Raw genomic sequence first — 25,070 nt, forward strand, 5'->3', positions numbered from 1 at the left:
CCATCGACCAGCGGCCCCCTCCCGCATTTTCCCAGGTCAGACACCTTGTGATACACGAGTGCATCCGATACATTCACGTATCCAATCGACCCGGGGCAGGTTCGGCGCACGTTCGGCGGAGCCCCCTGGGACGCCCCGCCCCCGCACGGTGAGGAACGGCGCAGGCAGCCATGGCATCGACGTCCACCACGCACGGCCAGACGCCCGCACCGGGCCCGCCGCCCAAGCGGGTCACGCGGCGGCGTGCGCAGACGCGGCAGCGGCTGCTCGACGCGGCGCTGCACGTCTTCGCGGAGGAGGGCTTCGGCCGGTCCACGGTCGACAAGGTCTGTGAGCGGGCGGGGTTCACGCGCGGTGCGTTCTACTCCAACTTCACCTCGCTCGACGAGCTGTTCCTCGCCATGTGGGAGCAGCGCGCGGACGCGATGCTGCACGATCTGCGCGCGGCGCTCGACGGCCTGGACGCCTCCGGTGAACTGTCCGACGCCGATCCGGACCGGGCCGTGCAGGCCGTCCTCCGTGTGATCCCGGTGGACGACGCCTGGTACCGCGTGACGGCCGAGTTCACCGCGCACGCGCTGCGCAACCCGCCGCTCAGGCGTGTGATGGCGGCGCGGGAGCGGGCCATTCTGGAGGCGCTGATGCCGCTGGTGGAGCAGGCGCTCGCGCGGGCGGGGCGCCGGGTCGCGGACCGTGCGGCGCTGGGGCACGCGCTGATCGCGGTACACGACGGCACCAGTGTGCAGATGCTGATCGAGCCCGGCGTCGAGGACGTCCGCAGGCGCCGCGAGGAACTGTTCGGGCACGTCCTGAGGGCGTACTCCACCGAGATTGGACATGTCCTGAGGACGTGCTCCACCGAGAGCGAGGACGAGGCATGAGCGAGCAGGCGGACGTGATCGTCGTGGGGGCCGGGCTCGCCGGGCTCGTCGCGACGTACGAACTGGTCAAGGCGGGGCGCAAGGTGCTCGTGGTCGACCAGGAGAACGAGGCCAACCTCGGCGGGCAGGCCTTCTGGTCGCTCGGCGGGCTCTTCCTGGTCGACAGTGAGGAACAGCGCCGTATGGGGATCAAGGACTCCCACGAACTGGCGCTCCAGGACTGGCTCGGCTCGGCCGCCTTCGACCGTGAGCGCGAGGATCACTGGCCGCGCCAATGGGCGCGCGCCTACGTGGAGTTCGCGGCGGGCGAGAAGCGGCGGTACCTGTACGACCTCGGGCTGCGGTTCATGCCGAACGTCGGCTGGGCCGAGCGCGGCGACGGGCTCGCCTCGGGGCACGGCAACTCGGTGCCCCGCTTCCATCTCACCTGGGGCACCGGCCCCGAGGTGGTCCGCGTCTTCCTCGAACCGGTCAAGCGGGCCGAGCGGGAAGGGCTCGTGACCTTCCGGCACCGGCACCAGGTGGACGAGCTGATCGTGGAGAACGGCGCCGCGGTCGGCGTGCGCGGCAGCATCCTGGAGCCTTCGTCCCAGCCGCGCGGCGTCAAGTCCTCGCGGGAGGTGGCGGGTTCGTTCGAGCTGCGGGCGCAGGCGGTGGTCGTCGGTTCCGGTGGCATCGGCGGCAACCCGGACCTGGTCCGCGAGAACTGGCCCGCACGGCTCGGCCCCGCGCCCGCGCGCATGATCCGCGGGGTCCCGGCCCATGTCGACGGGCGGATGCTGGGGATCACCGAACGGGCGGGCGGCAACATCGTCAACCGCGACCGGATGTGGCACTACACCGAGGGCATCAAGAACTGGGACCCGATCTGGCCCGAGCACGCCATCCGGATCATCCCCGGCCCCTCCTCGCTGTGGCTGGACGCCACCGGCCGGCGGCTGCCCCCGCCGTACTTCCCCGGCTTCGACACGCTCGGCACGCTGGGGCACATCCAGCAGACCGGGCACGCGCACACCTGGTTCATCCTCACGCAGACCATCATCGAGAAGGAGTTCGCGCTCTCCGGCTCGGAGCAGAACCCGGACTTCACCGCCAAGGACCTCAAGCAGACCCTCGGCCGCGCCAAGAAGGGCGCCACCGGACCGGTCACCGCGTTCATGGAACACGGCGAGGACTTCGTGGTGCGCAAGACGCTGCGCGAGCTGGTGGAGGGCATGAACTCCCTCGGTATGGAACCGGAGTTGGACTACGAACAGGTCGAGCGGGAGGTGGTGGCGCGCGATCGCGAGGTGGACCTGAAGTTCACCAAGGACATGCAGCTGATGGCGATCCGCAACGCCCGTGCCTACTTCCCCGACCGGATCGTCCGGGTCGCCAAGCCGCACCGGCTGCTCGACCCCGAACACGGCCCGCTGATCGCGGTCCGCCTGAACCTGCTCACCCGCAAGACCCTCGGCGGTCTGGAGACCGACCTGGACGCACGGGTGATCCGGCCGGACGGCGAGGTCTTCGAGGGCCTGTACGCGGCCGGTGAGGTGGCCGGGTTCGGCGGCGGCGGAGTGCACGGCTACAACGCGCTGGAGGGCACCTTCCTCGGCGGCTGCATCTTCTCCGGCCGCGCGGCGGGCCGGGCCCTGGCCAAGTCGCTTGCCTGAGCGGCGAGTTCAGGGAAGGACGGCAACACCCCGAGCCGGCTAACCAGCGGAGGCGATGGAGAGATGACGAAGCGAACGGCACTGGTCACCGGGGCCTCCTCGGGCATCGGCAAGGCGGTGGCCGAGGCCCTGCTCGGCCGCGGCTACCGGGTGATCGGCACCAGCCGCGACCCGGAGCGGATGGCCGCCTCGGCGCGGGTGCCGGGAGTGGAGTACCTGCCGCTCGACCTCACCGACGAGGCGAGCATCGTGGCCTGCGCCGAGGCAGCCGGTGCGGTGGACGTACTCGTCAACAACGCGGGGGAGAGCCAGCTCGGCGCCCTCGAAGAGCTGCCGATGGACGCCCTGCGGCGGCTGTTCGAACTGAACGTCTTCGGGGCGGTACGGCTGACCCAGCTCGTGCTGCCCGGCATGCGCGAGCGCCGCCGCGGCCGGGTGGTCATGGTCGGCTCGATGCTGGCCAGCTTCCCGCTCGCGTTCCGCTCCTCCTACGTCGCCTCGAAGGCGGCCGTGAAGGCGTTCGCGCTCGCCTCGCGCCGTGAACTCTCCCCGTACGGCGTCTGGTTGATCACCGTGGAGCCCGGCGCGATCAACACCGGCATCAGCGAACGCCGCACCCGCTACCAGGCCGAGGGCTCCCCGTACGCCGACGACTACCGGGCCGTCTCGACCCGGCTGGACGCCAACGAGACCGTCGGGATCGCGGCTGAGAAGGTCGCCGCCACGGTCCTCGGCGCGATCGAGGCCGCGAGCCCGAAGCCGTTCTACGCGGTCGGCAGCAGGGCCCCGCTGGTGTTCGCCCTGCGCCGGATCCTGCCCAGGGCGGCGGTGGAGCGGATGGTCTCGCGCAGGCACGGGCTCAGCTGAGCGGGTCCGCCCCCGCCCCCGCCCCCGCCTCCTGGGTCCGCCGGGCCACGTACATCAGCGCCTCCTGCGAGGCGCTCGCGACGAGTTCGCCGTCCTCGGTCCAGAACTCGCCGTGGCACAGGGTCCTGCCGTCCGCGGCGGTCTTGCTGCGCTGGGCGAACAGCAGCCAGGTGTCCGCGCGCAGCGGGCGGTGGAACCACATGGCGTGGTCGAGGGAGGCCATCCGCGCGGGTGGGGGCCCGACGACGGGGAAGACGGGGCGGAAGGCGCCGATCGCCGTCGCGGCCAGCGAGACATCGCTGAGGTAGGCCAACGCGCAGGCGTGGTACGCCGGTTCGTCGGGCAGCGGGGTGCGGATCCGGGACCAGGTGTACTGGCGTATCTCGCCGTCCGGGCTCGGCGGCGGGGTGTCCTCGGGCGGCAGGTACCGCAGTTCGACGCCGTCCCTGACCTCACGGGCGGGGTGGTCGCGCAGGCCGTCGGGCAGCCCCTCGGGGCCGGGCACCTTGGGCGCGGTGGACTGCTGCTCGTAGGACGGCTCCTCCGGCGCCTTGAACGAGGCGTGCATGCTCAGTACGTCGCCGAAGGACTGCCGGGCGTTCACCTGCCGCAGCGAGTACGAGCGCCCGTCGCGCAGCCGCAGCGCGGAGTAGGACACCTTCTTGCTGCACATCACCGGACGCAGGAAGTAGGCGTGCAGGGAGTGCACCGGCCGCCCCTCGGGCGCTGTGCGCGCCGCCGCCGCGAGCGACTGGGACAGTACGGAGCCGCCGAAACCGACCCCCCGCCTGCTCGGGTGGCACTGCCCGAGGAACCGGTCCTCGCCGTCCGGTTCGAGTCGCAACTGCTCGGTGAACGGGAGCAGTTGGTCCGCCACCAGGACTTCGGGGGCCGCCGCGGATTCGGGTACCGAGGTCACCGCTGTGCCTCCCGGCTAGGTGGGTCGCGTGGTTTCGGTGCACAGATGTTCTGTCCGTGTCGGTGTAGCAGGCAACCATGGCGGGATTCACCGCGTCAATGCGGTTCCGCGGGTGCGCTGCGTCACTACGGCAGGGGCGCCGGGCCTCCCCGGAGCCGGACGGTGGCCGACACCCCCGCGTGGCAGGATGCGCCCCATCGGTCGGCGGGAGCGTGAGGAACGGACGGCGTCATGGCGGAGGAGAGCGCGGCGGTGCGGCCGGAAGGCGAGCGCGCGGGGCGCCAGGTCGCCCAACTCCTGGACGCCGCAGGCGCGTTGCACGCCGCCGCCCGCGCGGTGCGCACCGACCACGACCGGGCCCGCGAGGCGGTACGCACCGCGCTGGCCCCGGTCCTGGACCGGCTCGTCGCCGAGGAACTGGCGGGCATCCCGCTGGCCCGCCTGCGCGACGTCACCGAAGGGCGGCTCCGGCTCGGCGCGCTTCAGGACGCGGGCTATCGGGACGTGGCACGGGTGCACGCCGCGAGCCGGCACGAGCTGCGCCTGATACCGGGCGTCGGTGCCCAGACCGCCGACCAGGCGCTGGCGGCGGCCGGACAGCTCGCCCGCGCGGTGGCCGAGACGGTCCCGGTGCGGATCGACATCGAGGACCCGCGGCCGCACACGACCGCGTTGCTCCAGGCCCTGCACCGGCTCGTCGAGGCGGGCCCCGCGCTGCGCCTGGCCGTCGAGGCCGCCGGACGTGCCGAGCGCGACCTCGGCGTACTGCTGCCGCTCGCCGCACCGGCCGCGAGCCGCCTGCGGATGCTCTTCACCGGTCGCCGCACCCGCGAGCGGGCCCTGACCGCGGCGGCCCAACTACGCGCGCTCACCGGGGAGATCACAGCGAACGGGACGCCGACGACGCTCGCCCAGGCCTCGGTCGACCTGCTGCGCGAGCCCGCCGAACCCCTCGCCGTCGAGGTCGACTTCGAGCTGCGCTCCGCCGAGTACTACAGCCTGCTGGCCGAGTTCACCGGCGGCGCCGCGGATGTGGCGGCGGCCGAGGGCTTTCTGCCCGCCGAGGTCGCCGACCGGGTGCGCGCGCAGGGTCTCGACGACTCACTGCTGCGTGTCTCGCTGCGCGGTTACCAGGCCTTCGGCGCCCGGTTCGCGCTCGCGCAGCGCCGGGTGATCCTCGGCGACGAGATGGGCCTGGGCAAGACGGTCCAGGCGCTCGCCGCGCTCGCACACCTGGCCGCCGCCGGGCAGACGCACTTCCTGGTCGTGTGCCCCGCCAGCGTGCTCCTGAACTGGAGCCGTGAGATCGGCGCGCGCACGGCGCTGCGTGCCCTGCCGGTGCACGGGCCCGAGCGCGCCGAGGCGTTCGCCGAGTGGCGCGCCCGGGGCGGCGTCGCCCTCACCACCTTCGACGTCCTGCACGCCCTGACCGAGTCCGTGGACACCGGCGGCGAGCCGCCGCCCGCGCCCGCCCTCCTGGTCGTGGACGAGGCCCACTACGTGAAGAACCCGGCCGCACGCCGCTCCCGGGCGGTCGCCGCCTGGGCGGGGCGCGCGGAGCGGGTGCTGTTCCTCACCGGGACGCCGATGGAGAACCGTGTCGAGGAATTCCGCGCGCTGGTGCGGCACTTGGCGCCCGAGCTCGCCGCCCGGGTCGAGCAGCGCACCGGGGCCGCGGGCTCCCAGGCGTTCCGCACAGCGGTCGCCCCCGTCTATCTGCGCCGCAACCAGCAGGACGTACTCGCCGAACTGCCCGCCCTGCTCAAGGTCGACGAGTGGGAGGAGTTCAGCCAGGCCGACCGGGAGGCCTACGCGCGCGCCGTCGACGAGGGCAACTTCATGGCGATGCGCAGGGCCGCCTACGCCGACCCGGAGAAGTCGGCCAAGCTGGAGCGCCTGCGCGAACTCGTCGAGGACGCCGAGGGCAACGGCCTCAAGGTCGTGGTCTTCTCCTACTTCCGGGACGTGCTCGCCACGGTGCGGGACTCGCTCGTACGTACGGAAGGTGAGCCGTCCCAGTCGCCGGACGGGCGACGGGTGTTCGGCCCGATCTCCGGTGAAGTCCCCGCCGCGCGGCGGCAGTTGCTGGTGGACGAGTTCTCGGCGGCCGAGGGGCACGCCGTCCTGCTCAGCCAGATCCAGGCGGGCGGTGTCGGCCTCAACATGCAGGCGGCCTCGGTGGTGATCCTGTGCGAGCCGCAGGTCAAGCCGACCATGGAGCACCAGGCGGTGGCCCGTGCGCACCGGATGGGGCAGGTGCGGACGGTCCAGGTGCACCGGCTGCTCGCGGCCGACAGCTGCGACGAGCGACTCCTGGACATTCTGCGCAACAAGGACCGTCTCTTCGACGCGTACGCCCGCCGCAGCGACATCGCCGAGTCGTCCCCCGAGGCCGTCGACGTCTCGGACCGCTCGCTGGCCCGCCGGATCGTCGAGGACGAGCAGCGCAGACTCGCGGGGGAATCGGCGGCGCCGGAGCCGGAAGCGGAACCGGGGGAGCGGGCCGGGAGCGGCATGCGAGGGGCGCCGGGTGAGGCGCCCGGCACGGACCGGTCCCAAGAGGCCGCGGGGCCCGCCCCGAGCGCGTAACGGACCTCGTTCCGCGCGCGGTGCACGTCGGCCCGCGAACCGGAGTGCCGAGCTCAACTCCCCCTGGAAACAGCCTGGTTGACGTCCGAAGTGGCTTCGCCCGGCTGCCTTGGACGCCCCAACCGCCTGTCATGGGCACCGATTTCGGTGCACCGGCCAACGGCACCACGACCGGCCCTCGGTGCAATCGAGTGGGGTAACGATGTCATCCCCCGCCGCCCCCTCATGCCCGTCGGGCAAGCGGATCTTGGCCGGAAGCGGACGCCGATCATGACGGCCGTGTGGAGCCACTGTTACATCCCCTCCCGGTACTTGTGGATTTCTTGTGACCCCGCCAATCTGTCGTCTGGCAGGTCGGTGCAATGCGATCCCGGTGAGTGTGGATTGTCATGCGCATGATCTGCCGCCAGTGATTCCTGCAGTACGTCCCCACCAGGAACATTCACGAGAAGGGCCCCACACCCATGGCAGTCAAGCGTCACAACGGACGAAGAGTCGCCCTCGGCACCACGGCCGGCATCAGCGCGGTCGCGGCGGCGGCACTCGCCCTCGGTTTCGTCTCGGCGTCCTCCGCACAGGCCGCCCCGGAACCGGGCGCAGGCACCATCCAGTACGCCGGAGCCGCCAACGCGGTCGACGGCAGCTACATCGTCACGCTCAAGCACGGTGTCGCCTCGGCCGATTCGGCCAAGGGCAAGGCCGTCGCGGCGAAGTACGACGCCAAGATCACCCGCACCTACAAAGAGGTGCTGAACGGCTACGCGGTCAAGCTCTCCGAGGCCAAGGCCAAGCAGCTCGCCGCGGACCCGGCGGTCGCCTCCGTGGTCCAGAACCGCACCTTCCACGCGGACGCCACCCAGACCAACCCGCCGTCCTGGGGTCTGGACCGCATCGACCAGCGGGCGCTGCCGCTGGACAGCAAGTACACCTACCCGGACAAGGCCGGTGAGGGCGCGACCGCGTACGTCATCGACACCGGTGTGCGCATCTCGCACAGCGACTTCGGCGGCCGCGCGGTCAACGGCTACGACGCCATCGACAACGACAACGTCGCCCAGGACGGCCACGGGCACGGCACGCACGTGGCCGGTACGGTCGGCGGCACCGCGCACGGCGTGGCCAAGAAGGCCAAGATCGTCGCCGTCCGCGTCCTGGACAACAACGGCTCGGGCACCACCGAGCAGGTCGTCGCGGGCATCGACTGGGTCGCCCAGAACGCCTCGGGCCCCTCCGTCGCCAACATGAGCCTCGGCGGCGGCGCGGACAGCGCCCTCGACACCGCGGTGCGCAACGCCATCGCCTCCGGCGTGACCTTCGCGGTCGCGGCGGGCAACGAGAGCACCGACGCCTCCACCAAGTCGCCCGCCCGCGTGGCCGAGGCCATCACGGTCGGCTCGACCACCAACACGGACGCCCGCTCCAGCTTCTCCAACTACGGCTCCGTGGTGGACATCTTCGCCCCGGGTTCCTCGATCACCTCCGCGTGGAACTCCAGCGACTCGGCGACGAACACCATCTCCGGTACGTCGATGGCCTCCCCGCACGTCGCGGGCGCCGCCGCCCTGTACCTGGCGGACAACCCCACGGCCACCCCGGCCCAGGTCGGCTCGGCCCTGAACAGCGCCGCCACCACCGGCGTCGTCACCAACCCGGGCACCGGCTCGCCCAACCGCCTCCTGAACGTCGGCGGCGGCACCACCACCCCGCCCGGGAAGTTCTTCGAGAACACGAACGACTACACGATCAACGACAACGCCACCGTCGACTCGCCCCTGGCGGTCAGCGGAGTCACCGGCCGCGCCCCGGCCTCCCTCGGTGTGAAGGTCAACATCCAGCACACCTACGTCGGCGACCTGCGCATCCAGCTCATCGCGCCGGACGGGACGGCCTACACGCTGAAGGACTACGGCGTGGGCGGCAGCAGCGACAACATCAACACCACGTACACCGTCAACGCGTCCGCGGAGAACGCCGACGGCGGCTGGAAGCTGCGCGTCAGCGACAACGCCTCGTACGACACCGGAAAGATCGACTCCTGGGGTCTGCAGTTCTGATCCGGTCCTCCCGGGCCTGAACGCGGTCCGGTCCAGGGACTGAACAACTCCTCGCGCCGGGCGGCCGCGGCCACCCGGCGCGAGGAGCCAGGACATGACACGGGACCCCCACCGGCCCCGTGACACCAGGGGCTCCGGCCATGCCACGCGCAGAGCCGAACCCCGAACCACCCCGCGTGGGGGGCCGGTCGAGGTGCACCTCGACGCATGGGGGCGGCCCGCCGCGCAGGCACGGGCCCGGCCGTTCGCGACGGCCGGGCCCCACCGCGTGGGGCGGCCCGCACCCCGCATACGATGCGGCCAGCCGAGCGCCGCGCCCGCGGCGCCGCAGTGGCCGATCGTCCAGGAGCACCCCACCCGTGACCACGCCTGAGCCGCCAGGACCCCAGCAGCCCTGGCCGGGCGGGCCCGCGCAGCCCGGCCCGCAGGATCCGTACGCGCCACCGGCGGGCGGCCACGTCCCGCCGGGCGGGTACCCGGGCGCGGGCGGGCCTTACGGGGGGCTGCCGTACGGCGCCCCGTACCAGCCCTGGCCCGGGTACGTGCCCTACTCCAAGCCGCCGGTGAACGGTCTGGCGATCGCTTCGCTGGTGCTCGGCCTGTTCTGCTGCGTGCCGGGTCTCGGGGTGGTCCTCGGCGCCATCGGCCTGTCCCAGATCAGCAAGAAGGGCGAGCGCGGCAAAGGTCTCGCGATCGCCGGAATCGTGACCTCGGCGCTCGGCATCGTGCTGTTCGCGCTCATGCTCATCGGCGGGGGCTGGAGCGACTTCAGGGAAGGGCTCGAGGACGACGGCCGCGACTCGGGCAAGAGCCGGGGCCCAGGCGAGGTCACGTTCACGCTGGAGATCGGCGAGTGCTTCGAGTCGCAGAACGGCTCGCTCGAAGGACTGACCTACGACGTCGACCGCGTCTCCTGCGAGGACCCGCACGACGGCGAGATCTACGCCAACTTCCGTGTTCCCGGGGGCGTTTGGCCCGGTGAGAAGGAACTGAACAGCACCGCCGACAAGAAGTGCTACGCCCTGCGCGACAGTTACGCCGCGGACACCTGGGCGCTGCCCGGCTACGCCGAGGTCTACTACTTCACGCCCACCGAGGAGAGTTGGGACTACGGCGACCGCGAGATCAGCTGCATGTTCGGCCACACCGAGTCCGGCCGTACGCTGAACCGCTCGCTGCGCAACGACCCGTCCGAGCTCGACAGCGACCAGCGGGCCTACCTCAAGGCGGCGAAGCTCACGGTGGACGCGCTGGAGAGCGCACCGCCCGGTGAGTACGTGGAGGACGACCTCGCGGCGCACAAACGCTGGGCGCAGCGCATGAGTTCGGCCCTGCGCGAGCAGGAGCGCGCGCTGTCGGCGCACACCTGGCCGACCAAGGCGGCCACCGCCGTCGCGGGCGAGATCCACGCGGTCTCGGCGGCCCGCAGGGAGTGGGTCAAGGCCGCGGCGGCCGGTGACGCGGACACCTTCTACCGGCACTACGAGGCCGCCGAGAACCTGCTCACCGACACCACCCGCATCCCGGCCCGCAAGGCGCTCGGCCTCGACATCTCGCCGCCCGAGGTGCCCGAGGACAAGCCGGAGGACCAGGAGGACGCCGGGAGTTCGGGCGGCTCCGGCGACTCGGGCGGCAGCGGCGCCGCGGTCTGAGCGTGCCGGGGGCCGGGAGCGGCTCTTCACCGCCGGTACGGATCACGTACGGCGGCCGGGGTGTGCGCGGACCCCGGGATGGATACGTACACCTCGGCACGTGCCGCGGGCGCGGGCGACCGGTGGGTGAAGGGGCTCCTATACCTCCGCGAAGTCCCCGGGTAAAGCCAAGCCATCACTTCGAGTGATTAGCGGGCCTTGACTTGCGGTCAACAACCCACAGTTGCCAGGCTGTTGCCGTCTGTCAAACGGAGGGGAGTGACTTGTGACATTCGGTGGGCAGCCGGCGTATCTGCGCGTCGCGGGTGATCTGCGCAAGAAGATCGTCGACGGTTCGCTGCCGCCGCACACCCGGCTCCCCTCGCAGGCGAGGATCCGCGAGGAGTACGGCGTCTCGGACACGGTGGCCCTGGAGGCCCGCAAGGTCCTGATGGCCGAGGGCCTGGTGGAGGGCCGGTCGGGCTCGGGCACCTACGTACGCGAACGCCCTGTGCCGCGCCGTATCGCCCGCTCCGGCTACCGGCCCGTGGGCGGCGCGACCTCCTTCCGCCAGGAGCAGGCCGAGGACGGCAGCTTCGGCAGCTGGGAGTCGCGCAGCGAACAGACCGTCGCGGACGCCGAGATCGCCGAGCGGCTCGGTATCGAGGCCGGTGAGCGCGTGATGCGCACCCACTACCTCTACCGGGAGTCGGGCGAGGCGATGATGCTGTCGACCTCCTGGGAACCCCTCTGCCTCACCGGCCGCACCCCCGTCATGCTGCCCGAGGAGGGGCCGCTCGGCGGGATGGGTGTGGTCGAGCGGATGGCCGCCATCGACGTGATCGTCGACAACGTCACCGAAGAGGTCGGCGCCCGCCCCGGCCTCGCCGAGGAACTCCTCTCGCTCGGCGGCGTACCCGGCCATGTGGTGATCGTCATCCGGCGTACCTACTACGCCTCGGGCCGCGCCGTGGAGACCGCGGACGTGGTGGTCCCCGCCGACCGCTATCAGGTGGCTTACCACCTGCCCGTGCGCTGAGACGTTCCTGCGGTGCGCGCCGCGGGGCCGGCCGCTGACGCTGCTGCCGGTCCTGTCGCGGGGCCGCTGCGGGCGGTCGGCCCTGTCACGTGACCGCTGCGGGGCTGCCGGTCCTGCCCGGGTCCCGTTGCCGGTTCGGCCGCCGGATCGATCGCCGGTTCGCGTCACGCGCGTGGGGCGCGCGTGATCGCGCGCGCCCATGTGCCGCCCGGATGAGCACCACCGCGCGCTCTCCCGGTGCATTTCCGGCCTGATCCGGTCAGGGTGGGGCCACTCCGTTCGTCCCCGCTCCCGTCCCTCCGGAGCCTTCCCTCAACTGCCCCTATTCCGGGGCGAGTTCCTGCGGCGTCCCAGCGTACGGGGCATGTGCCGCTGGCCGCGCACGGTTGTGGAACGGCTTGTTCCGCCTCCGTGTCCGCCCCTGCGGGGCGTGCGCCGAAATTCGCGCCTCATGAATACGCGCAGGTCAGAGCCCAAATCTGTCGCGAAGTGTATCTCTTCGTAAAAACACGTATCCGTACGGTGAAGGCCGCGCGTAGGCTCAGGCATATGCGGAAGGCGGTTTCCGCTGACGGCAGGCGCACATTGCCGCGCACGGGGGGAAGGGAAGGCGCGATGAACGAAGGTACGGCCCATACGGCCACGCTCTCCTGGGCGGTGGTCCGGCAGGACGACAACGGCAACCGCTACCGGGTGGCACGCTACGCGACCAGGGCGGAGGCGCAGCGGGTCGCCGACCAGCTGGATGCCCGCGGCCACAAGCAGCTCTACTGGGTCGAGTCCACCAAGGCCCGCGGCGGGAGTTGAGCCCGCCCGGCGGCCGGTAGGGTCCGGACCACCGGTGACATGGGTGACTGGTGCGGACTCGACGGGGAGCGGGGCGGGACCGGGGTGCCTGGGGCAAAGCTGATCGACACGGTGGCGTGGGTGCGCATCGAGGGCGGCCGCATCCTGTGCGCACGCCCCCGGGGCAAGGACGTCTTCTACATCCCCGGCGGCAAACGCGAGGGCACCGAGACCGATCTGCAGACGCTGCTGCGCGAGATCGAGGAGGAACTGACCGTCCTGCTCGACCCGGAGACCGTCTCCCATGTCGGTACGTACGAGGCGCGCGAACCCGGTGGCCCTCAGGGCGGACTGCTGGTGCGCATGAGCTGTTACACCGGCGCGTACCGGGGCGAGTTGGCGCCGAGCAGCGAGATCGACGAGATGGCCTGGTTCTCGTACGCGGACCGTGACCGGGTGCCCTTGGTCGACCAGTTGCTCTTCGACGACCTCAGGGCGGCCGGGCAACTGGACTGAGGGGCCCGGCGTTCGACGGGAATCTCCGTTGCCCCGGTGCGCGTCCGGGGCGGACGATCCGCGGATGCGCTTCTCCGTGAACATCCCCAACTACGGCGACTTCGCCGATGCCAGGACCGTGGCCTCGCTCGCGGTCGCGGCCGAAGAGGCGGGCTGGGACGCCCTGTTCGTCTGGGACCACCTCTGCTCGGCCCGCTGGCCGAGGCAGGGGTCACCTGGTGGGACGAGCGGCGCCCGATGGACGACGCCGTCGACGAACTGGCACCCGTCCTGCGCCGGGTGGAACAGGGGCCGCCGCGCCTCGGGCTGTGAGGCGAGGGTGAGGGCGAGGGGTGGGCGCAGGGCAGGGGCGGGCGGACAACTCCGCGTGCGCGGGCGCGCACGTCAGGCGTGACGTACGCGCGGCCGCGCACTCCACGCGCGACGCGCACCCCGCGTGTGACGTGCACGCGGGGTGCGCGGCACACGCTGCGACTCCGTAGCCGAAGCCCGCGACGGGGGCCGAAATCCGTCCCCTCGCCCTTGCGTCGACGGCGCCCTGGGCCATGCCACCGCCCCGCCGCGGAAACCGGAGGCCCAGGCACCGTAAAACCGGGTGATTCGAGCAGGCCGTGCCTGGTTAAGAGACAGGCAGTGGGGGTTGGACGAAAGGCGTTCGGCCGCCCGTGCGGTCGGAAATGCGTCGAGACCGTGCTGTGATCGTGTACGCCGTGTTGCCGGGCGCCGCAGTGCTGGATACTTCGGGTTGCCGGTTCCGGTGGCGGGCCGGACGCGGTGAGCTGGAGGGGACGGTTCGCGTGAGCGAGACACCGGCGAGGGCCTCGGTCTCCGAGGGGCACTCGGGTGACGAGGCGATGTGGCACCACACCACGTCCGGCTCGATGTACGAGTACATCCAGGTCGCCTCGTTCGCCATCGGCTCGGACGGACTCGTCGAGCAGTGGAGCAGCCGTGCCGAGGAACTGTTCGGCGTCCCGGCCGCCGACATCCTGGGCAAGGATCCCGTCAAGGAGTTCGTCCCGGAACATCTGCGCACCCGTGGTCACCGCAAGATGGCGGAGATCCTCGACGGCCGTGAGTGGACCGGCCTGGTGCCCTTCGAGACCCCGGGCGGCCGGGGCCGGATCGGCCGGGACGGCATCGCCGAGATCTATGTGATGCCCACCGGCACCCCGCAGGGCGAGAAGGCCGCCATCTGCATCGTGGTCGACGTGCGCGCGCTGCGCCGTATCGAGAGCGACCTCGCCGCCTCGCAGGCGATCTTCGGTGAGTCCCCGTTCGGCTTTCTGCTCTTCGGTACGGATCTGCGGGTGCAGCGCACCAACGAGCGCCTGGCCGCCGCGTTCGGCGGCGGCCTGGAGAACCACCGCGGCCGTACCGTCCACGACTACCTCCCGCAGAACGAGGCGGACCGGGTCACGGCCGTGGTCCAACGGGTCCTGGACACCGGTGAGTCCGTCACCGACATGCAGATCGTCGGCACCGCGCCCGGCTCCCAGGAGCGCCGGCACTGGTCGGTCAACCTGTACCGGGTGCACAGCCCCACCGGGCGGCCGCTCGGGGTCGCCGGGCTCGGTATCGACGTCACCCGCCGGCACGCGGCCGCGCGCGAGGCCGCGCACGCCCGGCGCAATCTCGCGCTGCTCAACGAGGCGGGCGCGCGGATCGGAAACTCGCTCGACCTGGAGACCACCGCCCGCGAACTGCTCGATGTGACGGTTCCCGGCTTCTGCGACGTCGCCACCGTCGACCTGTACCAGGGGCTGCTGCTCGGCGACGAGAACCCGCACGGGAGCAGTTCGCGCAGCAGGTCCAGCAGCTACAGCGCCGAGCTGCGCCGGGTCGGCTTCGCCAGCGCGGTGGCCGACGCCCCGTTCACCGCCGGGCCCGCGCCGATCTCGGTGGGCGCCGTGCACTGTTACGCACTCGACTCGCCGTACGCCGAGGCGCTGCGCACCGCACGGCCCAAGCTGCTGCCGGGCAAGAGCCCGGGGCTCGTGCAGTCGACGCTGATCGTGCCGATGGTCGCGCACGACACGGTGGTCGGGCTCGCGCAGTTCGCCCGTACCAAGGGCAGCGAGCCGTTCGGCGAACGCGACCGGGCCCTCGCGGTCGAACTCGCCGCGCGCGCCGCGGTCTGTATCGACAACGCCCGGCTCTACCGCCGCGAGCACGAGCGCGCGCTGATCCTCCAGCGCTCCCTGCTGCCGCCGGGCGACCCCGAGGCCGCGGGCCTGGACATCGCCTGCCGCTATCTGCCCGGCAACGCCGCGAACGAGGTGGGCGGCGACTGGTTCGACGTCATAGAACTCCCCGGCCACCGCACCGCGCTGGTAGTGGGCGATGTGATGGGCCGCGGTCTGCGGGCCGCCGTCGCCATGGGTGAACTGCGCACCGCGGTACGGACGTTGGCCCAGCTCGACCTCGAACCCTCCGAGGTGCTCGCGGCCCTGGACGAGACCGCGCGGGGTCTGGGCACCCCGGTCACGCCCTCCGCCTCCGGCAAGGCCAGCCGCACCGTGCGCCGCGGCGCACGGCACCAGCAGGACGCCGACCACTCCGAGGTGTACCTGGCCACCTGCGTCTACGCGATCTACGACTCGGTGACCCGCCGCTGCACCTTCGCCAACGCCGGTCATCTGCCGCCCGTTCTGGTCGCGCCGGGCGAGCCGACGACCATGATCGACGTACCGCCGGGCATGCCGCTCGGGGTCGGCGGCGAGCCCTTCGAGGACATCGAGATCGAACTGCCCGAGGGCGCCGTGCTCGCGCTCTACACCGACGGTCTCGTGGAGTCCCGCGAGCACCACCTCGACGAGGGCCTGGACGCACTCGTGGCCGCTCTCGACCGGCCGGAGCCGCATGGCACGTCGCCCGGGGCGGAGTCCGGCGAGCAGGACGTGCCCGCCCAATTGCCGTACAGGCAAGGGGCGTTGCAGCGGCGCGCGGAGCAGGCCGAGGCCGCGGAGCCGGTCACCGCGGACGGGCCGGAGGCACCGCCGCGCTCCCTGGAGGACCTCTGCGACCACGTGCTGGAGAGCCTGAACACCCATCACGGCGAGGACGACATCGCCCTGCTGATGGCCAGGGTGCAGGGGCTGCCCGCCGACGCGGTCGGGGACTGGGCGCTGCCGCGCGAGCCGGTCAGTGTGGGCAAGGCGCGCGAGTTCGCCCGTGCCCAGTTGGAGTCCTGGGGTCTGGAACCCCTCGTGGACACAACGGAGTTGCTGGTCAGCGAGCTGGTCACGAACGCCCTGCGCTACGGCGAGGGCGAGATCCGGCTGCGGCTGCTCCTGGAGCGCACCCTGGTCTGCGAGGTCTGGGACGCGGGTCTCGTCCAGCCGCGCCGCCGCCGCGCCCGCGACACCGACGAGGGCGGCCGAGGCCTGCAGTTGGTCGGTCTGCTGAGCGCCGGGTGGGGCTCGCGCAGGACCCATCGCGGCAAGACGGTCTGGTTCGAACTCACCCTGCCGAAGAACGGCGGCGGCACTGCCGATCCGACGGAGGCACTGCTCAGTCTCTTCTGAGAGACGCCCCTCGCAACCGGTCAACTCCGCCGCCACCAACGGCCGTTCACGTACTCTCCACACGCATGGGGAGACTGAAGAGGTGGGGGGCCGCCTCGGTGCGGCTGTGGCGGCACCAGCGGATGAAGTGGCCCAAGCGGCTCTCGGCGGCGCTCGCGGTGGTGCTCGTGGTGCCGGTCCTCGCGGCGGGGTTCCTGCTGCGCATGAGCTACGCCGGAGAACCGGACGAGAGCGCCCGCACCCGTGGCCGTGACGCCTTCTGGCTCGGTCACGCCTGGGTGGACGGCCGCAAGAACGACCGCGATCTCAGGGCGCTGGCCGTCAAACTGCGGGGCAGCGGCATCCGCGATCTGTACGTGCACTCGGGACCGCTGGAGCACGACGGCACGCTGCCCAAGTCGACGTATTCCAGGGCGCGTTGGCTGATCGAGGGAGTCCACCGGGAGATGCCGGGGATACGGGTCCAGGCCTGGCTCGGCGACAAGCTCGCCACCGAGACACCGGACGGCATGCACCTGGAGCGGCCCGGCACCCGTGCCGAGATCGTCGCCACCACCGAGGAGATACTCGACACGGGCTTCGACGGAGTGCACTTCGACCTCGAACCCCTGCACTCCGGCGACCGCCACTACCTCCAACTGCTCGACGCACTGCACCGGTTGACCCGCGCCCGCGGCCTCCCCCTCTCGGTCGCCGCGCACCAGATCGACCCGCTGCCTGGCCTGCACCACGTCCCCGGCCTGCTCGCCAACCACCCCAAGTACTGGTCCCAGTCCTACTTCGCGCAGGTCGCCCGCCGCGTGGACCAGATCGCGGTGATGTCGTACGACACGGCGATGCAGCTGGAGAGCCTTTACGGCGGCTATGTCGCCGAGCAGACCCGGCTCGCCCTGGAGGCCACCCCACAGGGCACCGACCTCCTGATGGGCGTGCCCTTCTTCGACAACGACACCTTCGGGCACCGGGGCTCCGCCGAGACCGTCGAGGCAGCGGTACGCGGCGCCCGCCTCGGGCTGACCCGAACCGATCTGGACCGGCGCCGGTTCGGGCTCGCGCTGTACGTGGACTTCGCGGAGCGGGAAGGGGACTGGCGGGAGTACTGGGAGGGGTGGGTGGGGGAGTAGGCGCGGGTCAGGACAGTTCGCGCAGCGCCGCGCCGAGCGCGGCCACTCCGTCGGCGATCACACCGGGCGGGGCGGCCGCGTAGCCGAGGACGAGGCCGGGCGGGCCGGGCAACTGCCGGTGCCAGGACAGGGGTTGGCACTTCACCCCGTGCGCGAGCGCGGCGGCGGCGAGGTCTGTGTCGGGAACGTCCGGGGCGTAGGTGACGGTGAGATGCAGCCCCGCGGCCGCACCGTGCACGGTCGCGCCCGGCAGGTGTTCGGCGAGGGCGTCGATCATCGCGTCCCGTCGGCGTGAGTGGCGTCCGCGCAGCAGCCTCAGATGCCGCTCCAGCTCACCGGTCTCGATCAGTCGCGCGAGCACCAGCTGCGGCAGCACCGAATTGCCCAGGTCCGTGAAGCGTTTGGCCTCGGTCAGCGCCTCGCGGTAGCGGGGCGGCGGAACCATCCAGCCGATCCGCAGCGCCGGTGCGAGCAGCTTGGACACGCTGCCCAGGTAGCAGACGTGATCGGCGAGCAAGGCGCGCAGCGCGGGCACCGGCGGCCGGTCGTAGCGGTGTTCGGCGTCGTAGTCGTCCTCCAGGATCAGTCCGCCGTCCCGAGCCCAGTCCAGCAACGCGCGTCGGCGCTCGCCGCTGGTCACCACACCGGTGGGGAACTGATGTGCCGGGGTGAGCAGGACGGCGCGGGCGGCGGTGGCCCGTAGGGCGTCCACCCGTACTCCTTCGTCGTCGACCGCGACCGGCGGGGTGGCGAGGCCTCCGTTGCTCAGGTGCTGGCGGGTGCCGAGCGAGCCGGGGTCCTCCACGGCGACGCCGTCGATGCCATCGGCGCGCAGTGCCGGGTGCAGCAGCGTGAGCGCCTGCGCGGTACCGGCGACGATCATCACCTCGTCCGGCTCGACCCGCAGCCCGCGCGTGTGCCGCAACCAGCCCGCGACGGCGTGGCGCAGCTGTGGGGTGCCGCGGGGGTCTCCGTAGCCGAGGTCGTCGGCCGAAAGACCGGCCAGTACGGCCCGTTCGGCCCGCAGCCAGGCCGTACGGGGAAACGCGGCGAGGTCGGGTCGGCCGGGGGCGAAGTCGACGCGGGCAGGAGCGGCGCGCAGCGCGTCGAAGACGTCGGCGCCCGGGGCCCCGGAGAAGAGTGTGCCCGGCCGGGACCGGTCCGCGGTGTCGGTGGGCCGAGGCGGTGCCCGGTGGGGCCGGGTGCCCTCGGGCGGTGTCGGCCCGAAGGGTGCGGCGACCACCACGGTGCCGCCACGTCGGCGCCCCTCGACGTGCCCCTCTTCGGTGAGCCGCCGGTAGGCCTCGATGACCACACCGCGCGAGACCCGCAGTTCGACGGCGAGTACGCGGGTGGGCGGAAGTCTGCTGTTCACCCGCAGTCGGCCGTCGGCGATGGCCAGCCGCAACTGCCGGGCGAGCCAGTCCGCCTTGCCGCCCGTCGGCGCGCGGTCGGCATTCAGCTGCAGGAAGTCCGAGCCGGACGCCGAAGGCCCGCCGTCGCCCGTCGGCCTTTTCCTCTCGGCCCTCTCGGCCCTCTCGCTCACCGGGCCCATGGTGTCAGTGGTGTGGTGCCGGGTGCGGGCCGGCCGGTGGGGAGTACCGGAAGCGAACCACGCTCACGCCACCGCCAGCCGTGCGCTCAGGCCCACGAACGAGACGGCGAAGACCCGGCGGATGCCGGTCATCAGGCCCGGCCGGGCCAGGACGCGGTCGCGTACGGCGGCGGCGCAGATCCCGTAGACGGCGAACACGACGAAGGTGAGCGCCATGAACACCGCGCCGAGCCGGAGCACGAGCCCCGGCGAGCCGGGGTCGTCCGCGGGGACGAACTGGGGGAGGAACGCCGCGAAGAACATGGTCAGCTTCGGGTTGAGCAGGTTCATCAGCACTCCCGAGGCGATCACCCGCAGCACCGGCTGTGCCGCTGCTCCCTGCTCGACGGTCAGCATCTCCTTGTCGCGCAGCGTCGCCCAGGCCATGTACAGGAGGTATCCGACTCCGAGGTACTTGACCACCTCGTAGGCGACCGTGCTGGTGTGCAGGAGCGCGGCGAGACCGGTGACCGTCGCCAGCAGATGCGGCAGGACGCCCAGGGTGCAGCCGAACGCGGCGACCACGCCGGCCCGGCGGCCGTGGGAGATCCCGGCAGCGACGGTGTACACCACGCCGGTACCGGGGGTGACCACGACGATCAGGGTGGTCAGCAGGAAGGCGGGACTCAACGGGGACCTCCACGAAGTTCGGGGTTCCCTCCACCCTGGGCCCGTCATGGTCTGCGGCACAGAGCCAAAGAGTGCCGGTCCGACAGGGCCATATGTCGAGCGGGCCGAGGCGGGCTCCCCGCCGCGGACGCGGCTCGCGGCGCGGTCGGCGGTCGCGCGGCAGGTGCTCAGGCGTTCGGCGGCGTGCCCAGCACCGCCCCGCACGCCCGTCGGCCCCGTCCGGTTCCTCCGGCCGAGTGGCCTTGCCCCCTCGCGGCGCCGTGTCTGCCGCGGGCCCGCGCGGCGGTCGCCTTCAGTGGGGGATCACGTCTGATCAGCTTCATATTCCCCCGAACGAGAACAGTCCCGCACGGCGCGGCCCCGGTCACAGGGGGCGGCCGGCGAGTTCCGGAGGTCCCAGATGTCTTACGAAGGCGCAGGCCGACGCAGGGTGATGCGTTCGGTGGCGTTCCTCACGACGGGCGTCCTCGCGGTGCCCGCCCTCGCCGCCTGCAGTTCCGACGAGAAACAGGCCCCGTCCCCCGCGCGGCAGGACCTCGGCTCCGCGGACCGAGGCAGGGTGGCCGACGGTGCGAGTGCCCGCTGGGCGGTGGACTCGCTGCCCAGCACGTTCAACGTCTACCAGTCCGACGCCGAGGAGACGACGTCGCGGGTGGCCGGTGCCGTACTGCCGTCCATGTTCCGCCTCGACGCGTCCGGCAGGCCCACCCGGGACGCCGACTTCCTGGAGTCCGCGAAGGTCGTTGAGGACGATCCGCAGGTCGTCCTGTACCGGCTGAACCAGCAGGCGGTGTGGAGCGACGGCCGGGAGATCGGCGCCGCGGACTTCGTCGCCCAGTGGCGCGCGCTGTCCGGCCGCGACAGCTCGTACTGGACGGCGCGCAACGCCGGTTACAACCGCATCGCCAAGATCGAGCGCGGCGACAACGACCTGGAGGTGCGGGTCACCTTCAAGGAGCGCTACGCGGACTGGCAGTCGCTGTTCTCCCCGCTGTACCCGAAGCAGGTCATGGGCAGCCCCGACGCCTTCAACGAGAAGTCGCGCGAGGCGCTGAAGATCACCGCGGGACCGTTCGCGCCGCAGCAGGGCAAGGACACCGCGAAGAAGAAGGGGGACGACGCGGAGAGCGGGGACGGCGTCCGGTCCGGTTCCGGTTTCCCGGAGCTGACCCTGGTCCGCAACACGCGCTGGTGGGGCGAGCGGGCCAAGCTCGACCGGCTGATCCTCGCCGCGGTCCCCGCGGACCGCCGTCTGGAGGCCCTGCGCAAGGGCCGTATCGACATCGCCGCCCTCGAACCGGACGACGCCCGGCGCCTCGATCAGCGCCGCGGCGCCCAGGCCGCGGGCGGCGCCTCGGCCGCCGGGCCCGGCAAGCTGAGCGCCGCGGACGCGCTGCGCTCGTGGGCGGTGGCGCACGGCTCCGACGAGGCGGCGGCCGAGAAGGAGCGAGCGGTCCGCGAGAAGGCCGAGCGGGCCCGGATCGCCTTCGCCAAGGAGCAGGCGGGGCTTGGCCGTTACGAGCTCCGCAAGTCCCTGGAACCCGCCTTCACCCAGCTCGCCCTGAACGGCTCCTCCGGACCGCTCACCGACGACCGGGTGCGCAAGGCGGTCGCCCGGGCCATCGACCGTGCGCAGCTCGCGCGCTCGGTACTCCGTCCCTTCGGCCTGCCCGCCGAGCCGGTCGGCAGCCACCTCGCCCTCGCGGGCCAGCGCGGGTATGCGGACGGCAGCGGCGCCCTCGGCGCCCAGGACACCGCGGAGGCACAGGCCCTGCTGGCCGACGCGGGCTGGGTGCCCGGCGGCCCGCTGCGCCAGGACGACGGCGACCAGGAGACGGACGCCCGCTCCGACACCCGCACCGAGCGCGGCAAGAGCGACGGCGGGGACGCGGGGTCCGAGGGCGACGACAAGTCGAAGTCGGGCAAGGTGAGTTCGGGGCGGGGTGACGGCAAGTCCGCGGGCGCGGAGGTCGGTTCGGGAGCGGATGACGGCAAGTCACCCAAGAACGCCGCGCGTTCGACGCGCGACGACCACGCCGACACGAACAAGCAGACCGGCAGGGGAGACGGCGACCAGACCGGCAGAGGAGACGGCGACCAGACCGGAAAGGGCGCGGATCAGCGGACCGGCAAGGAAGTCGCCGAGCCGCTGCGTGCCGCGCCGCACGCCGGTCGGCCCGAGGGGAAGCCGGACCAGGACAAGCCGCACTCCGGGCCCGGCGGCGCTCCCGGCGCCTACGCGCCCAAGGGCACGGCGGCGCCCGGCGGTTCCAAGGCCGGGCTGCTCGCCAAGGACGGCAAGGCGATGACGCTGCGGTTCGTCCTGCCCTCCGGCCCGGGCTCGCAGTCGCTGCGCGAGGTCGGTGCCCGTATCTCGCGGATGCTCGGCCGGATCGGCATCCGTACCCAGATGGTCAAGGTGGCCGACGACGGCTACTTCCGTGACCACATCGCGTCGGGCGAGTACGACCTGGCCCTCTACTCCTGGCCCGCCACCGCCTTCCCGGCCACCGACGCCCGGCCCATCTACGCCAAGCCGGTGCCCGGGGCGGACGGCTCGCTGAACGTCGCGCAGAACTACACCCGGGTCGGTACGGACTACATCGACCAGCTCTTCGACAAGGCCAGCACCGAGCTGGACAGCGGGGACGTGGCCTCCCTGATGCGCAAGGCCGACGCCCGCATCTGGGCCGCCGCCGGATCCCTGCCGCTCTACCAGGGGCCCCAGCTCGTCGCGGTGCGCAGGGACCTCGCCAACGTCGGCGCCTTCGGCTTCGAGGCCCCGCGCTACGAGGACATCGGCTTCCTGAAGTCCTCCGCCCGCTCGGGCCCCGGCGCCGAGAAGGCCGCGGCGGGTCCCGAGGGCGAGCGGAAGCGGGAACCGGCCGAAACCGAGCGCTGAGCGAGCGCCGAACCGGCCCCCTGCCCGACCCCCGACGGACACGGGGTGAAGGTTTGGGGGCCGCGCGGCGAACTTGTTCGCAAAGGGAGCGGATCGACTTGCCCGTCGGCGGTGTCGGCGGGCAGTCTCGTGCTCGCCCATTGACCACCGAGCGCCTCCCCAGCGCACGGCGCTGCCGCGCCGCCGGTGACCCGCGTGACCTGCGTCTCATCTCCTCCACGAGCTCCGCCTCGTCACGCGCCCTCCAGCCCTCCGTGGCCCGTCGCACTCGGCCCCGCGGAGGCCCTCGGCCTTGACGCCCCGTACGATGGGGTGAGGCCGTGGCGTGTCCAGCCCGGCAGGGCCGCGTACGCCAGGCGTACGCCGAGCCGTCCACACCTCCCGGGAGAAGCGCCGCACGTTATGGCTGCAACTGTTCAGCGTCACGACATTCGCAACGTCGCCATCGTCGCCCACGTCGACCACGGCAAGACCACCCTCGTCGACGCCATGCTGAAGCAGGCCGGCGCCTTCGCCGCCCATCAGCTCGAGCAGGTCGACGACCGGGTCATGGACTCGAACGACCTGGAGCGTGAGAAGGGCATCACGATCCTCGCCAAGAACACGGCGGTGAAGTACCACCCGAAGGACGGCGCGGGGCCGATCACGATCAACATCATCGACACCCCCGGCCACGCCGACTTCGGTGGCGAGGTCGAGCGCGGTCTGTCGATGGTCGACGCGGTCGTGCTGCTCGTCGACGCCTCCGAGGGCCCGCTCCCGCAGACCCGCTTCGTGCTGCGCAAGGCGCTCCAGGCGCGGCTGCCCGTCATCCTGTGCATCAACAAGACGGACCGTCCCGACTCGCGTATCGACGAGGTCGTGAACGAGGCCTACGACCTGTTCCTCGACCTGGACGCCGACGAGGACCAGATCGAGTTCCCGATCGTCTACGCGTGTGCGCGTGACGGCGTGGCCTCCCTGACCAAGCCGGAGAACGGCACCGTCCCGGCCGACTCCACCAGCCTGGAGCCGTTCTTCTCCACCCTCCTCGAGCACGTCCCGGCCCCCTCCTACGAGGAGGACGCCCCGCTCCAGGCGCACGTCACCAACCTCGACGCGGACAACTTCCTCGGCCGTATCGCGCTGCTGCGCGTCGAGCAGGGCGAGCTGAAGAAGGGCCAGTCCGTCGCGTGGATCAAGCGCGACGGCACCGTGGCCAACGTCCGCATCAGCGAGCTGATGATGACCGAGGCGCTCACCCGCAAGCCCGCCGAGAAGGCCGGTCCGGGTGACATCTGTGCGGTCGCCGGTATCCCCGACATCATGATCGGCGAGACCCTGGCCGACCCGGAGAACCCGGTCGCGCTGCCGCTGATCACGGTGGACGAGCCCGCGATCTCCATGGTCATCGGTACGAACACCTCGCCGCTGGTCGGCCGCGGCGGCACCGGCAAGGGCGCGGACAACAAGGCCGCGGTCAAGGACCGCAAGGTCACCGCCCGCCAGGTCAAGGACCGCCTCGACCGCGAGCTCGTCGGCAACGTCTCGCTGCGCGTGCTCGACACCGAGCGCCCGGACGCCTGGGAGGTGCAGGGCCGCGGTGAGCTGGCGCTGGCCATCCTGGTGGAGACCATGCGCCGGGAAGGCTTCGAGCTGACCATCGGCAAGCCGCAGGTGGTCACCAAGGAGGTCGACGGCAAGGTCCACGAGCCCGTCGAGCGCATCACCATCGACGTGCCCGAGGAGCACATGGGCGCGGTCACCCAGCTCATGGGCACCCGCAAGGGCCGGATGGACAACATGTCGAACCACGGCTCCGGCTGGGTGCGCATGGAGTTCGTGGTGCCCTCGCGCGGACTCATCGGTTTCCGCACCGAGTTCCTCACTAACACCCGTGGCACCGGCATCGCGCACTCCATCCACGAGGGCCACGAGCCGTGGTTCGGCGCCCTGCAGACCCGTAACAACGGCTCGCTGGTGGCGGACCGTTCCGGCTCCGTGACCGCCTTCGCGATGACCAACCTGCAGGAGCGCGGTGTGCTGTTCACCGAGCCCGGCACCGAGGTGTACGAGGGCATGATCGTCGGTGAGAACTCGCGCTCCGACGACATGGACGTGAACATCACCAAGGAGAAGAAGCTCACCAACATGCGGTCGTCCTCGGCCGACTCGTTCGAGGCGATCGTGCCGCCGCGCAAGCTCTCCCTGGAGCAGTCGCTGGAGTTCTGCCGCGACGACGAGTGCGTCGAGGTCACCCCGGAGGCCGTACGCATCCGCAAGGTGAACCTGGACGGCCGCGAGCGCGCCCGCGCGGCCTCGCGCGCCAAGCACGGCTGACCGACGCCCGGTTGAGCCCTCGCGCGACCGAGCGCGG

16 protein-coding genes and 1 pseudogene are annotated in these 25,070 nt (G+C 71.9%); 14 read left to right on the forward strand and 3 right to left on the reverse strand.

The genetic code is table 11. The annotated features are described in order from the left end of the window. Positions 1–170: 170 nt before the first annotated feature. The 3 genes from HUT18_RS23695 (at position 171) to HUT18_RS23705 (ending at position 3,403) form a co-directional block, all read left to right on the forward strand. The gene (locus tag HUT18_RS23695; RefSeq protein WP_176102576.1) at positions 171–881 is read left to right on the forward strand and encodes a TetR/AcrR family transcriptional regulator; all 711 of its coding nucleotides are present in this window, start codon (positions 171–173) and stop codon (positions 879–881) included. Continuing rightward, positions 878–2,536: an FAD-binding dehydrogenase gene (locus HUT18_RS23700; RefSeq protein WP_176102577.1), complete on the forward strand. Its 1,659-nt coding sequence runs from the start codon at positions 878–880 to the stop codon at positions 2,534–2,536. The genes HUT18_RS23695 and HUT18_RS23700 overlap by 4 nt, the downstream gene beginning before the upstream one ends. A gap of 63 nt (positions 2,537–2,599) precedes the next feature. Then, positions 2,600–3,403 (forward strand): SDR family oxidoreductase, encoded by an 804-nt coding sequence (locus tag HUT18_RS23705; RefSeq protein ID WP_176102578.1) that lies wholly within the window; start codon positions 2,600–2,602, stop codon positions 3,401–3,403. On the opposite strand, the gene HUT18_RS23710 is transcribed toward HUT18_RS23705, so the two are convergent. Then, positions 3,396–4,322: an acyl-CoA thioesterase II gene (locus tag HUT18_RS23710; protein WP_176102579.1), complete on the reverse strand. Its 927-nt coding sequence runs from the start codon at positions 4,320–4,322 to the stop codon at positions 3,396–3,398. The two genes, HUT18_RS23705 and HUT18_RS23710, sit on opposite strands and share 8 nt — an antisense overlap. 231 nt (positions 4,323–4,553) lie before the next feature. On the opposite strand from HUT18_RS23710, the gene HUT18_RS23715 reads away from it, so the two are divergent. From HUT18_RS23715 to HUT18_RS23755, 9 genes and pseudogenes are all read left to right on the forward strand, one after another. After that, positions 4,554–6,911 carry a DEAD/DEAH box helicase gene (locus tag HUT18_RS23715; RefSeq protein WP_176102580.1) on the forward strand — a complete coding sequence of 786 codons (2,358 nt, stop codon included), beginning with the start codon at positions 4,554–4,556 and terminating at the stop codon, positions 6,909–6,911. Positions 6,912–7,375: 464 nt separating this feature from the next. Continuing rightward, positions 7,376–8,965: a S8 family peptidase gene (locus HUT18_RS23720; RefSeq protein WP_176102581.1), complete on the forward strand. Its 1,590-nt coding sequence runs from the start codon at positions 7,376–7,378 to the stop codon at positions 8,963–8,965. A gap of 359 nt (positions 8,966–9,324) precedes the next feature. After that, on the forward strand, positions 9,325–10,617 hold the full coding sequence (locus tag HUT18_RS23725) for a DUF4190 domain-containing protein (protein WP_254878775.1): 1,293 nt from the start codon (positions 9,325–9,327) through the stop codon (positions 10,615–10,617). Positions 10,618–10,882: 265 nt separating this feature from the next. Beyond that, on the forward strand, positions 10,883–11,635 hold the full coding sequence (locus HUT18_RS23730; RefSeq protein ID WP_176102583.1) for a GntR family transcriptional regulator: 753 nt from the start codon (positions 10,883–10,885) through the stop codon (positions 11,633–11,635). A gap of 615 nt (positions 11,636–12,250) precedes the next feature. Beyond that, entirely contained in the window at positions 12,251–12,442 is a 192-nt protein-coding gene (locus HUT18_RS23735; RefSeq protein WP_176102584.1) for an SPOR domain-containing protein, read from the forward strand. A 39-nt stretch (positions 12,443–12,481) separates the two neighbouring features. Continuing rightward, the gene (locus tag HUT18_RS23740; protein WP_176102585.1) at positions 12,482–12,937 is read left to right on the forward strand and encodes an NUDIX domain-containing protein; all 456 of its coding nucleotides are present in this window, start codon (positions 12,482–12,484) and stop codon (positions 12,935–12,937) included. A 64-nt stretch (positions 12,938–13,001) separates the two neighbouring features. Beyond that, a pseudogene (locus HUT18_RS23745) lies at positions 13,002–13,121 on the forward strand (LLM class flavin-dependent oxidoreductase); the annotation flags it as partial. 613 nt (positions 13,122–13,734) lie between these two features. After that, positions 13,735–16,464, forward strand: coding sequence for a SpoIIE family protein phosphatase (locus HUT18_RS23750; protein ID WP_368661552.1), 2,730 nt, complete (start codon positions 13,735–13,737; stop codon positions 16,462–16,464). Between the two features lie 65 nt (positions 16,465–16,529). Then, a complete protein-coding gene (locus HUT18_RS23755) occupies positions 16,530–17,588 on the forward strand; it encodes a hypothetical protein (protein WP_176102587.1) in 1,059 nt (352 codons plus the stop codon). Positions 17,589–17,595: 7 nt separating this feature from the next. On the opposite strand, the gene HUT18_RS23760 is transcribed toward HUT18_RS23755, so the two are convergent. Both HUT18_RS23760 and HUT18_RS23765 read right to left on the reverse strand, forming a co-directional pair. Next, the gene (locus tag HUT18_RS23760) at positions 17,596–19,134 is read right to left on the reverse strand and encodes a PLP-dependent aminotransferase family protein (protein ID WP_254878776.1); all 1,539 of its coding nucleotides are present in this window, start codon (positions 19,132–19,134) and stop codon (positions 17,596–17,598) included. 72 nt (positions 19,135–19,206) lie between these two features. After that, positions 19,207–19,812: a LysE family translocator gene (locus HUT18_RS23765; protein ID WP_176102589.1), complete on the reverse strand. Its 606-nt coding sequence runs from the start codon at positions 19,810–19,812 to the stop codon at positions 19,207–19,209. A 400-nt stretch (positions 19,813–20,212) separates the two neighbouring features. On the opposite strand from HUT18_RS23765, the gene HUT18_RS23770 reads away from it, so the two are divergent. After that, entirely contained in the window at positions 20,213–22,714 is a 2,502-nt protein-coding gene (locus HUT18_RS23770; RefSeq protein WP_176102590.1) for an ABC transporter substrate-binding protein, read from the forward strand. A gap of 402 nt (positions 22,715–23,116) precedes the next feature. Then, a complete protein-coding gene (gene typA / locus HUT18_RS23775; protein ID WP_176102591.1) occupies positions 23,117–25,033 on the forward strand; it encodes a translational GTPase TypA in 1,917 nt (638 codons plus the stop codon). Positions 25,034–25,070 lie beyond the last annotated feature (37 nt).

It is taken from the genome of Streptomyces sp. NA04227, from assembly GCF_013364195.1.
In the GTDB taxonomy this organism is placed as follows: domain Bacteria; phylum Actinomycetota; class Actinomycetes; order Streptomycetales; family Streptomycetaceae; genus Streptomyces.

What these genes read in the sequence shown, in the direction of transcription:
- typA (WP_176102591.1), top strand. Translation starts at nt 23,117, where the DNA reads ATGGCTGCAACTGTTCAGCGTCACGACATTCGCAACGTCGCCATCGTC.
- HUT18_RS23770 (WP_176102590.1), top strand. Translation starts at nt 20,213, where the DNA reads ATGTCTTACGAAGGCGCAGGCCGACGCAGGGTGATGCGTTCGGTGGCG.
- HUT18_RS23755 (WP_176102587.1), top strand. Translation starts at nt 16,530, where the DNA reads ATGGGGAGACTGAAGAGGTGGGGGGCCGCCTCGGTGCGGCTGTGGCGG.
- HUT18_RS23695 (WP_176102576.1), top strand. Translation starts at nt 171, where the DNA reads ATGGCATCGACGTCCACCACGCACGGCCAGACGCCCGCACCGGGCCCG.
- HUT18_RS23720 (WP_176102581.1), top strand. Translation starts at nt 7,376, where the DNA reads ATGGCAGTCAAGCGTCACAACGGACGAAGAGTCGCCCTCGGCACCACG.
- HUT18_RS23715 (WP_176102580.1), top strand. Translation starts at nt 4,554, where the DNA reads ATGGCGGAGGAGAGCGCGGCGGTGCGGCCGGAAGGCGAGCGCGCGGGG.
- HUT18_RS23705 (WP_176102578.1), top strand. Translation starts at nt 2,600, where the DNA reads ATGACGAAGCGAACGGCACTGGTCACCGGGGCCTCCTCGGGCATCGGC.
- HUT18_RS23740 (WP_176102585.1), top strand. Translation starts at nt 12,482, where the DNA reads ATGGGTGACTGGTGCGGACTCGACGGGGAGCGGGGCGGGACCGGGGTG.
- HUT18_RS23735 (WP_176102584.1), top strand. Translation starts at nt 12,251, where the DNA reads ATGAACGAAGGTACGGCCCATACGGCCACGCTCTCCTGGGCGGTGGTC.
- HUT18_RS23700 (WP_176102577.1), top strand. Translation starts at nt 878, where the DNA reads ATGAGCGAGCAGGCGGACGTGATCGTCGTGGGGGCCGGGCTCGCCGGG.